Raw genomic sequence first — 9,892 nt, 5'->3', positions numbered from 1 at the left:
CCATGGGTATCCGTCGTTTAAAGCCGACCACACCCGGTCAGCGTGGAATGAGTGTCTCTGACTTTGACACAATCACCACTGACCGTCCACTGAAGAGCCTGACAACCAGCCAGAAAGAACGTGCTGGTCGTAACCATCAGGGCCGTATCACCACCCGTCACCGCGGTGGTGGACACAAAAAGAAGTACCGCATTATCGACTTCCGTCGTACCAAAGACGGTGTACCTGCCAAGGTCGCCCATATTGAATACGACCCCAACCGCAGTGCACGCATTGCACGGTTGCACTATGTCGATGGTGCCAAGGCCTACATTCTGGCCCCACGCGGGTTAAACCAGGGTGACATGGTCGAAAGCGGTGAAACCGCTGACATCAAGCCAGGTAACGCCTTACCGTTGCGTAATATCCCCGTGGGTACTGAAATCCATGCGGTGGAATTGCGGCCCGGTGGTGGCGCCAAGCTTGGTCGTTCCGCTGGCACCGTGATTCAGCTTCTCGCCAAGGAAGGTAAAACCGCCGCGTTGCGTTTACCTTCCGGCGAAATTCGTCTCGTCCTTGCCACCTGCCGCGCCACGGTGGGCAGTGTTGGTAACGCCGAGCATGCATTGATCAGCATTGGTAAGGCTGGCCGTAAGCGCTGGCTCGGGTTCCGCCCCACCGTTCGTGGTGTGGTTATGAACCCGGTTGACCACCCCCACGGTGGTGGTGAAGGCCGTACCTCTGGTGGTCGCCACCCCACAAACCATAAGGGCAAGCCCGAGGGTCGCACCCGCAAGCCTCAGGCATCCGACAAGATGATCATCCGTCGTCGCGGTAAGCGTCGTCGCTAGGGTCGTAAGGAGAACTGAAAGATGCCTCGCAGTCTTCGCAAGGGTCCGTTCGTCGACCACCACCTCGCTAAGAAGGTGGATGAGATGAACGCCAATAATCAAAAGCGCGTGATCAAGACCTGGTCTCGCCGTTCCGAAATCAGCCCCGACATGGTGGGCCATACCTTTGCCGTTCACGACGGACGCCAGCATGTGCCGGTGTTTGTGAATGAATCAATGGTTGGTCACAAGCTGGGTGAATTTGCACCTACTCGCGCGATCAAGTGGCGCGGTGCTGGTGAAAAGCAAGCCACGAAGGGGAAGAAGTAATGCGTCCCGATACCAAACCGCGTAGCGAACGCCAACGTAGTCCCCATGAGGCCTATGCCCACGCCAAGAACATTCGTGTGAGCCCCTTTAAGGCCCGCCAAGTTGCCCGCACCTTGCGTGGCAAGCCGGTTGGTTTGGCTGCACTTGAACTGAGCTTCAGCCCAAAGGGTGCGGCAGAGCCAATCCTGAAGTGCCTGAACTCTGCCGTTGCAAATGCTGAGAACAACCACGATTTGAATCCAGAGGATTTAATCGTCATTTTGGCTGAGGTAGACGAAGGCCCCACTTTGAAGCGCATCCAGCCGCGCGCGATGGGTCGTGCCTATCGCATTCGCAAACGCACGAGCCATATCAAGATCACCGTTGGGCTGCCCGCCGACCTGCGCCCGAAGGAGAAGTAAGTCATGGGACAAAAAATTCACCCGTACGGCTTCCGCCTGGGCGTCATTAAGGACCACAAATCCAAGTGGTTCGCCAAGGGAAGCGATTACGCCAAGTTTGTTGCTGAGGATCATGCCATCCGTGAGTTCATCCGTGAGGATGTTCGTCGCGCAGGTGTGAGCCGTATCGACATCGAACGCACCGGCGACCGGTTATTAGTTCGTGTACATGCGGCGCGCCCTGGCATCGTGATCGGTAGCCGTGGTACCGAAGCAGACCGCATCCGCGGTGAACTGATGAAGCGCACCGGCGATCACGTCAAGCAAGTCAAGCTCGATATTGTCGAAATTAAGAACGCTGATTTAGACGCGCAGGTTGTGGCCCACAGCGTTGCCGAACAGCTGAAGGGCCGCGTGTCCTTCCGCCGCGCTATGAAGCGTGCAACCCAGAACGCCCTTAAAGGTGGCGCCAAGGGTGTCCGTATCCAGTGCGCTGGTCGTCTCGGTGGCGCAGAAATGAGCCGTATCGAGTGGTACCGCGAAGGTCAAGTGCCCTTGCAGACTCTGCGTGCAGATATCGACTATGGCTTTGATGAAGCCCGCACGACCTACGGCCGCATTGGCGTCAAGGTTTGGATTTACCACGGTGAGGTGTTGCCAGAAGGCGAAGACCGCACCGAGCGCTTAGAACGTGCCCGTGCCCGCCGCGAGCGCGAACGTATCGAAGCCGAAGCCGCCGCCGCACAAGCTGCCGCACAGGCTGCTGCTGCCGAATTGGTGAGCCAACAAATCGCCAAGCAAGCCGCGGAAGCCCCTGTCACCGAAGCTGCTCCAACCCCAGAAGCTGCTGCACCTGCGGCTGACGACTGGTCTGCAGCCCTTGAGGAGGAATAAGGATGCTTTCCCCAAAGCGTGTTAAATACCGCAAGCCGCACCGTGGCCATCGCCGCGGTTTGGCCAAGGGTGGCACCGAAATCAACTTCGGTGATTACGCCATCCAGGCCACCAGCGCTGGTTGGGTAACCAACCGTCAGATTGAAGCCGCACGTATCGCAATGACCCGCTATATGAAGCGTGGTGGACGTGTATGGATTCAAATCTTCCCCCACAAGGCATTCACCCGTCACCCCGCAGAAGCCCGCATGGGTAGCGGTAAGGGTAGCCCCGAGGGCTGGGTAGCCGTTGTTAAGCCAGGCCGCATCATGTTTGAAATCAGTGGTGTTGAAGAGGCGGTTGCACGTGAAGCAATTCGCCTCGCCGGTAACAAATTGCCGGTGGCCTGGAAGTTCGTTAAGCGAGATGGGGTGTAAGCCATGAAGGCTGAAGAACTTCGCGAGTTGAGTGATAAGGAACTTGCCGAAAAGCTCAACGAATTCAAAACCGATTTGTTTAACCTGCGCTTTGAGCACGCCACCGGCCAGCTCGCTAACGTGCGTGAGTTAAACGCCACCCGCAAGTCCATTGCTCGGGTGATGACCATTCAGCGCGAGCGCGCCCGTCACCAGGAGAACAGCTAATGGCTGACAAAGCAACTGAAACCACCGAGCGCGCTGCCCGTAAGACCCGCTCCGGCGTGGTCGTGTCCGACAAGATGGACAAGACCGTAGTCGTGCTGGTCGAACGCCGTGTGAAGCACCCGCGCTACTCCAAGACCGTGATCCGCACGAAGAAGTATCACGCCCACAGCGAGAACAACGACGTGCACATTGGCGACCGCGTTCGGATCGTCGAAACCCGCCCGCTCAGTAAGCTGAAGCGCTGGCGTGTATCCGAGATTATCGAGCGCGCTAAGTAATAGGAGACTAAGCCATGATTCAACAGGAGACGCGACTTCGTGTAGCCGACAACTCCGGCGCCCGCGAAGTGCTGTGCATCCGCGTACTTGGCGGGTCCCGGCGTCGCTATGCCGGTGTGGGTGACGTGATCGTCGCCACCGTCAAGCATGCCATCCCCCAAGCTGGCGTGAAAAAGGGCGACGTGGTGAAAGCCGTCGTTGTTCGCACCGCAAAGGAACGCCGCCGCCCCGATGGCAGCTACATCCGCTTTGATGACAACGCTTGCGTGATCATCGATAACAACAACAACCCGCGTGGAACCCGTATCTTCGGGCCGGTGGGCCGCGAACTTCGTGACCACAAATTCATGCGTATCGTTTCCCTAGCTCCGGAGGTGCTGTAGCCATGCAGCGTATTAAGAAGGACGACACCGTCCAGGTCATGGCCGGCAAGGACAAGGGCAAGCGCGGTACCGTGCTGCGGGTCTGGCCGCGTGAAGACAAAGTGTTGGTTGAAGGGGTCAATATTGTCACCCGTCACCAGCGCCCAACGATGCAAAACCCCCAAGGTGGCATCGAAAAGGTCGAACGCCCCTTGCACATGAGCAAGGTTATGCCGGTTGATCCCAAGAGTGACGAACCAACCCGCGTTGGGTTTGAAATCCGTGATGGGAAAAAGGTTCGTATTGCTAAAAAGAGCGGGGAGGCGTTCTAATGAGCGAAGCGAAGAGCTACAGCCCCCGTTTGAAGGGTCTGTACAACGACACGATTCGCAAGGAATTGGCTGAACAGTTAGGGATTAAAAACCCGATGCTGTTGCCAAAACTTGAAAAGATTGTGGTGAACGTTGGTGTTGGTGAAAGTGTTGGCGACTCAAAGGTCATCGAAAAGGTCTTAAACGATCTTCGTTTGATCACCGGTCAGCAGCCACAGATTCGTCGTGCCCGTAAGTCCATTGCGACATTCAAGTTGCGTGAAGGCATGGCCGTCGGTGCACGAGTCACCTTACGTGGTGACCGTATGTGGGACTTCTTGGACCGGTTATTGACCCTCGCCTTGCCTCGTATCCGTGACTTCCGTGGGTTGCCCACGAAGTTTGACGGTAAAGGCAACTACACGATGGGTATCAGCGACCAAACGATTTTCCCAGAAATCGATTTTGACAAGATTGACGCCGTACGTGGCATGGACATTTCCTTTGTCACCAGTGCAACGAACGATGAAGAAGGCCGTGCGTTATTGGACGCCTTCGGCTTCCCCTTCAAGCGTCCCGAGGGCACCTCAGCCCCCGCACCTATGCAGCGCCTGAAGGAACTCAGCGACGCATAGTAGACTTGCGCAGCCAGCCTGAGCATCTCATGCAACAGGCTGGCTACTCATCTCAGTACGGGCAGCAGGCTCGCGCTGAAACGGAAGTACCGGGCAGGTCCCGGAAACCCTACTAAGGAGCATCATTACATGAGCATGACCGATCCGGTCGCGGACATGTTGACGCGTATTCGTAACGCGAACATGAACCACACCGAAATCATCGAAATGCCCTCTTCGAAATTGAAGGTGGCTATCGCAGAGGTCCTCAAAGCAGAGGGCTATATCCGCGATTTCCTGGTCGAACCCACTGAACCCCAACCCACGTTGAAGATCGCCTTGAAGTTCACGGCTGATCGCAAGCGCGTCCTGACGGGTATCCGCCGCATCTCCAAGCCTGGGTTGCGCGTGTACTCCTCAGCGTCTGACTTGCCCCGCGTGTTGGGTGGTTTGGGTATCGCCATCGTCTCGACCTCCCAGGGTCTTCTCACCGACCGCGACGCGCGTCGCAACAACGTTGGTGGCGAAATCCTGGCCTACGTCTGGTAGGAGGCCTTATGAGTCGTATTGGTAAGAACCCAGTCACTATCCCTTCAGGGGTAGAACTTAAATTCCAGGGCACCACCTTGGTTGTTAAAGGTCCAAAGGGTGAGCTGACCCAAGAGATTAACCCGGTCATCAATGTGGCCATTGGTGACAGCGAAGTTGTGGTCACACGTCCGAATGATCAGCGCCAAAGCCGCGAGCTGCATGGTCTGTATCGCTCCTTAATCGCAAACATGATTATTGGGGTTACCGAAGGCTTCACACGTGAACTGGACATCGTTGGTGTCGGTTACCGTTGCCAAGCCGCGGGTAAAGGCCTGAAACTCCAGCTTGGTTTCAGCCACGATGTAGACGTCCCCGCCATTGATGGCATTGAGTTTGAGGTGCCAAGCGCCACAAAGATCATCATCAAGGGCATCAACAAGCAAAAGGTTGGGCAGGTTGCCGCGAATATCCGCGCCATCCGTCCGCCCGAACCGTATAAGGGTAAGGGCGTCAAGTACGCCGATGAAACCATCAGCCGTAAGGCCGGGAAGGCAGCAGGGTAATCCATGGCAAAGACTGATCCACGCCGTGCTGGCCGCGATCGCCGGCACGCTCGTATCCGCAAGCACCTTCGGGGCACCGCTGAACGTCCACGTTTGGCTGTATTCCGCTCCAATGTGCATATTTACGCTCAGATCATCGACGACCGTAAGGGCGTCACCTTGGCAAGTGCGTCCAGCATTGAAGCTGGCTTCAAGCCTGCTGGGGAAGGCAAGAAAGGCGCTGCAACGGCAGTTGGTACCTTGATTGCTACCCGTGCCAAGGACGCTGGGGTCGAACAGGTCGTGTTTGACCGCGGTGGTAACCGTTACGCCGGGCGTGTTGCTGCCCTGGCCGATGCCGCTCGCGAAGCTGGCCTGGACTTTTAGGAGATATCAATGGCATACGCTCCCCCAAATGATCCCAACCGCCGCGGTGGTCGAGGGAACAACAATGAAGGCGGCCGTGGTCGCGGTCGCGGAGAACGCCGCGAACAGCGTGGCGGTCGTGAAGAGAATCCGTACAACGAAAAGGTTGTAGCTATCAACCGTGTTGCCAAGGTCGTCAAGGGTGGTCGTCGCTTTAGCTTCACCGCACTGGTCGTTATTGGTGACGGCGAAGGCCAGGTTGGTGTTGGCTACGGCAAGGCCAAAGAAGTGCCTCAGGCAATTCAAAAGGGCATTGACGAAGCCAAGAAGAACATGTTTGAGGTGCCCCGCATCCAAAACACGATTACCCACCCGGTGATTGGTAAGGATGGCGCTGGTCAGGTTGTGTTAAAGCCTGCTGCACCCGGTACCGGTGTGATTGCTGGTGGTGCGGTTCGTGCTGTACTTGAATGTGCTGGCATCAGTGACGTGTTGGCCAAGAGCCTTGGTACGGCGAATCACATCAATGTGGTGCACGCCACCGTTGATGGCTTGAAGCAACTGAAGCGGCCTGAAGATGTTGCCGAGGCCCGTGGTCTGGCAATGAACGAGTTCATGCCTAAGAAGATGCTTGCTAACTATGGCGTGAAGGAGGCCTAATCATGGCGTTACAAATCACGCAAGTTAAGTCCAAGAACGGGGCGAAGAAGAACCAAATCGCGTGCCTTCGCTCCCTCGGGCTTCGTCGCATCCGCCACACGGTTGTCATGCCTGATCGTCCAGAGTTTCGTGGGATGATCTTTCATGTCCGCCACTTGGTGGAATGGGAAGAAGTTTCCGACGATCTATTGCCGGAACGCTTTAAGGCCTAGGAGGATCCATGAAGCTTCATGATTTAAAACCCGCCGAGGGCTCAAAGCACCGCAAGATCCGTAAGGGTCGTGGTGAAGCTGCCGGTAAGGGTAAGACTGCTGGTCGTGGTACCAAGGGCACGGGTGCACGTAAGAATGTGCCAATCGGATTCGAGGGTGGCCAGATGCCCTTGCAGCGTCGCCTGCCCAAGTTGCCTGGCTTTACCCCACTCAACCGGGTTGAATATCAGCCCGTGAATCTGTCCCAGCTTGAACAGCACTTTGCTGCTGGCGACAAGGTTGACGGTGCCGCCTTAGCAAGCGTTGGTGTCCTGCGGGACGCCGACGAACCGTACAAGGTGCTCGCCCGTGGCGAACTCACCAAGAAGTTAACCGTGGTGGCCGACAAGTTCAGCGCCAGTGCCAAGGAAGCCATCGAGGCTGCCGGTGGCACCATCGAAGCCGCATAAGGTTTCCAGGTTCATAATTGACCCCGGCATCGCCGGGGTCAATCTTATATATTCTACTAGCTATATAACTTATTATAGAATTATGGTTTTATAAGTGAAATCCAGAAGTTAGTTTATTGCATGTTCTTCGGCTCACTAGGCTGCACGGTGTTACGGTGAGTTCATAGCCTACTGTATAAATACCCATTTAAAAGTGGATTAGCCATGGTTTCACTCAAACTGACAAGAACTCATATGTATTGTATTCCACTGGTACCTGTTGGATTGGCGCTAGCTGCGGCTGGTTTAGCTCAAGCCAACGAGCAAGACAATGTCGTTGATCAAATTGGTAACCAATTTCGTAGTGAATTGAATCATATCGAATCAATTGCATACGGCTTACCCTCAGGTGATACCAGTCATGTACCTGCATTAAAGTTAACGACTGATGCTCAAAACAATATCAAAGCATTGACAGATGAGCGTGTGTCAGCCGAAGCGGTTCCTGGAGATCATCTGAAGATTCTATCTTCAGATGTGCAGTATGTTGGTCACCATATCCTCAAAAAGGATAGCAATTCAACTATTGTCAAGTATCAATATATTATTACCCGAGAAACTGAAGATTTAAAGGGTGAGGATGCTTGGCAAGAAGCTCCTGAGTTTGTAATGGTAATAGACACAGATCATCAAGTCGTAAAAGAGATTGATTGGATATCAGAGGATGAAGCGCACGCTATTCGTGATGATGCTCAATCTGATATAGAGGATGGTGGCGTCACTTCTGGTACGTCTGATTCAACCATCGCAGATTAGCTCATCGTTGTGAGTAATTGGCATAGTAATGCCAATTTGATTTTAATTCGATATTTGTAAGTAGCTTTGTGGTTCATGGCAGTTTGCTACTAATAAACAATACGATTCATAGGTACTATGGATATAATTATCTATTGTAACTATAATCATTATTTCAATGAACTGATAGCTTATTTAGCTGTGATATAGCGTGGAACTTATATGCGATACGCTATATGGGGGTTCTCTAATAAGCGTTGACCCCTTTTTCTCAAAGTAGGGTATCTGTAATACCCGTATATTCTTACCCTTACCCTGTTATCTCGTCATATGTTGCATGAGTGCATCAGGTTACCGATGGTCCAGCGTGCTGGGGTACAGGACAAGTTCACACACGTCCTTGCATGGCAGGTAGAGTGGGCCGCCGTCCGTTCATCAAGGAAAGAGCCCGTACATGTTCAGATCGTTCTTTCAGGCATTCCAAGTGCCTGAGCTTCGGAACAAGATTCTTTTTACCCTGTTCATTTTGGCCATCTACCGTTTTGGCTCAGTCATCCCCATCCCAGGGGTGGACTACCAGGTATTGAACCAGATTTTGACGACTGGTCAAGAGCAGGGATTGGCTACCCTCATCGGGGTGTTCTCCGGTGGAGCGCTCAGCCGCTTGGCGTTGTTCGCCTTGGGTATCATGCCCTACATCACCGCAAGTATTGTCTTGCAGCTTCTTGTGGCGGTGATCCCCAAACTTGAGGAATGGCAAAAGGAAGGGCCTACCGGCAACGCCAAAATCACGCAGATCACGCGCTATGTCACCATTGCCTTGGCGCTATTACAGTCCGCCGGAACTTTGGTCCTGATTGAAACCGGTCAGCTCTTTGGGACGGGGCTAGATACATCGGCGTTATTGCCTGATAAGAGCCTCCCCATGCGGTTGCTTATGATGCTCACCTTGACCGCGGGAACGGCAATCATCATGTGGCTAGGCGAACTTATTACCGATCACGGCATTGGGAACGGGATGTCGATCTTGATTTTCGCCGCAATTATCGCTGCCCTTCCCGCTCAGTACGTATCCCTATATGAATCGAACCAGCCGGTCTTTTGGGGGTTCATGGCCATCAGTGTCGTGCTCATTGTTGGGGTTGTGTACGTTGAACAAGGACAGCGGCGTATCCCCGTGCAATACGCAAAACGCCAAGTAGGCCGTCGTACCTACGGTGGGGGAACGACCTATCTTCCGTTGAAGGTCAACCAGTCCGGTGTTATCCCGTTGATTTTCGCCTCCTCCTTGTTGTACCTACCGGTGTTGGCTGCCTCGATTGTGCCCAACCCAGAGTTCCAACGTTTTGTCGCCCAGTACTTCACTGGCGGCACCCATCCGGTGTACATCGTGGTCTACGCCATTCTCACCGTTTTCTTCTGTTTCTTTTATGCTGCGATCACCTTTAACCCCGAAGATGTGGCAGACAATATGAAAAAGAGTGGCGGGTACATCCCCGGTATCCGTCCAGGGCGCCCGACGGCTGAATACCTCGACTACGTGTTGACCCGTATCACGACTGCAGGGGCTGGGTACTTGACGATTCTTGCCGTCATGCCACTGATCGTGTTGGCAACTCGAAATGTGTACTTCCCGATGGGTGGGTCCACATTGCTCATTGTGGTTGGTGTGGCACTACAAACACTGAAAGAATTGGAAGCTCAACTGATGGAACGCCACTACGAGGGTTTCATCCGCACGAATTTAAGGAACTAGC

18 protein-coding genes are annotated in these 9,892 nt (G+C 54.3%); all 18 read left to right on the top strand.

Going from position 1 to position 9,892, the window contains the following annotated elements:
• The first annotated feature begins 2 nt into the window (after nt 1-2).
• Nucleotides 3-830 carry a 50S ribosomal protein L2 gene (gene rplB / locus VCU37_RS01765; RefSeq protein WP_336248911.1) on the top strand — a complete coding sequence of 276 codons (828 nt, stop codon included), beginning with the start codon at nt 3-5 and terminating at the stop codon, nt 828-830.
• A 21-nt stretch (nt 831-851) separates the two neighbouring features.
• Nucleotides 852-1,139 carry a 30S ribosomal protein S19 gene (gene rpsS / locus VCU37_RS01760; RefSeq protein ID WP_336248910.1) on the top strand — a complete coding sequence of 96 codons (288 nt, stop codon included), beginning with the start codon at nt 852-854 and terminating at the stop codon, nt 1,137-1,139.
• The gene (gene rplV, locus VCU37_RS01755; RefSeq protein WP_336248909.1) at nt 1,139-1,540 is read left to right on the top strand and encodes a 50S ribosomal protein L22; all 402 of its coding nucleotides are present in this window, start codon (nt 1,139-1,141) and stop codon (nt 1,538-1,540) included. Before rpsS ends, rplV begins: the two co-directional genes overlap by 1 nt.
• A gap of 3 nt (nt 1,541-1,543) precedes the next feature.
• Nucleotides 1,544-2,413, top strand: a complete 870-nt coding sequence (rpsC, locus tag VCU37_RS01750; protein ID WP_336248908.1) for a 30S ribosomal protein S3 — start codon at nt 1,544-1,546, stop codon at nt 2,411-2,413.
• A 2-nt stretch (nt 2,414-2,415) separates the two neighbouring features.
• Nucleotides 2,416-2,829 carry a 50S ribosomal protein L16 gene (gene rplP, locus VCU37_RS01745; protein ID WP_336248907.1) on the top strand — a complete coding sequence of 138 codons (414 nt, stop codon included), beginning with the start codon at nt 2,416-2,418 and terminating at the stop codon, nt 2,827-2,829.
• A gap of 3 nt (nt 2,830-2,832) precedes the next feature.
• On the top strand, nt 2,833-3,036 hold the full coding sequence (gene rpmC, locus VCU37_RS01740) for a 50S ribosomal protein L29 (protein ID WP_336248906.1): 204 nt from the start codon (nt 2,833-2,835) through the stop codon (nt 3,034-3,036).
• The gene (gene rpsQ / locus VCU37_RS01735; RefSeq protein WP_336248905.1) at nt 3,036-3,314 is read left to right on the top strand and encodes a 30S ribosomal protein S17; all 279 of its coding nucleotides are present in this window, start codon (nt 3,036-3,038) and stop codon (nt 3,312-3,314) included. Before rpmC ends, rpsQ begins: the two co-directional genes overlap by 1 nt.
• 14 nt (nt 3,315-3,328) lie before the next feature.
• The gene (rplN, locus tag VCU37_RS01730) at nt 3,329-3,697 is read left to right on the top strand and encodes a 50S ribosomal protein L14 (RefSeq protein WP_336248904.1); all 369 of its coding nucleotides are present in this window, start codon (nt 3,329-3,331) and stop codon (nt 3,695-3,697) included.
• A 2-nt stretch (nt 3,698-3,699) separates the two neighbouring features.
• Complete coding sequence (gene rplX, locus VCU37_RS01725) at nt 3,700-4,008, top strand: 50S ribosomal protein L24 (RefSeq protein WP_336248903.1); 309 nt, start codon at nt 3,700-3,702, stop codon at nt 4,006-4,008.
• On the top strand, nt 4,008-4,622 hold the full coding sequence (gene rplE, locus VCU37_RS01720) for a 50S ribosomal protein L5 (RefSeq protein ID WP_336248902.1): 615 nt from the start codon (nt 4,008-4,010) through the stop codon (nt 4,620-4,622). The genes rplX and rplE overlap by 1 nt, the downstream gene beginning before the upstream one ends.
• 129 nt (nt 4,623-4,751) lie before the next feature.
• Nucleotides 4,752-5,150 (top strand): 30S ribosomal protein S8, encoded by a 399-nt coding sequence (gene rpsH, locus VCU37_RS01715; RefSeq protein WP_336248901.1) that lies wholly within the window; start codon nt 4,752-4,754, stop codon nt 5,148-5,150.
• 8 nt (nt 5,151-5,158) lie between these two features.
• On the top strand, nt 5,159-5,695 hold the full coding sequence (rplF, locus tag VCU37_RS01710; protein WP_336248900.1) for a 50S ribosomal protein L6: 537 nt from the start codon (nt 5,159-5,161) through the stop codon (nt 5,693-5,695).
• A 3-nt stretch (nt 5,696-5,698) separates the two neighbouring features.
• On the top strand, nt 5,699-6,061 hold the full coding sequence (gene rplR, locus VCU37_RS01705) for a 50S ribosomal protein L18 (RefSeq protein ID WP_336248899.1): 363 nt from the start codon (nt 5,699-5,701) through the stop codon (nt 6,059-6,061).
• Between the two features lie 9 nt (nt 6,062-6,070).
• Entirely contained in the window at nt 6,071-6,700 is a 630-nt protein-coding gene (rpsE, locus tag VCU37_RS01700; RefSeq protein ID WP_336248898.1) for a 30S ribosomal protein S5, read from the top strand.
• Nucleotides 6,701-6,702: 2 nt separating this feature from the next.
• A complete protein-coding gene (gene rpmD / locus VCU37_RS01695; protein WP_336248897.1) occupies nt 6,703-6,912 on the top strand; it encodes a 50S ribosomal protein L30 in 210 nt (69 codons plus the stop codon).
• 8 nt (nt 6,913-6,920) lie between these two features.
• Nucleotides 6,921-7,361, top strand: a complete 441-nt coding sequence (gene rplO / locus VCU37_RS01690; RefSeq protein ID WP_336248896.1) for a 50S ribosomal protein L15 — start codon at nt 6,921-6,923, stop codon at nt 7,359-7,361.
• A 204-nt stretch (nt 7,362-7,565) separates the two neighbouring features.
• On the top strand, nt 7,566-8,156 hold the full coding sequence (locus tag VCU37_RS01685; protein ID WP_336248895.1) for a hypothetical protein: 591 nt from the start codon (nt 7,566-7,568) through the stop codon (nt 8,154-8,156).
• Between the two features lie 433 nt (nt 8,157-8,589).
• Nucleotides 8,590-9,891, top strand: coding sequence for a preprotein translocase subunit SecY (gene secY, locus VCU37_RS01680; protein ID WP_336248894.1), 1,302 nt, complete (start codon nt 8,590-8,592; stop codon nt 9,889-9,891).
• Nucleotide 9,892: the final 1 nt, after the last annotated feature.

Origin of the sequence: Stomatohabitans albus, assembly GCF_036336025.1 — a bacterium.
GTDB lineage: Bacteria > Actinomycetota > Nitriliruptoria > Euzebyales > Euzebyaceae > Stomatohabitans > Stomatohabitans albus.
Note: the sequence above shows the minus strand (reverse complement) of the source record. Positions and strands in the feature narration are given on the sequence as shown.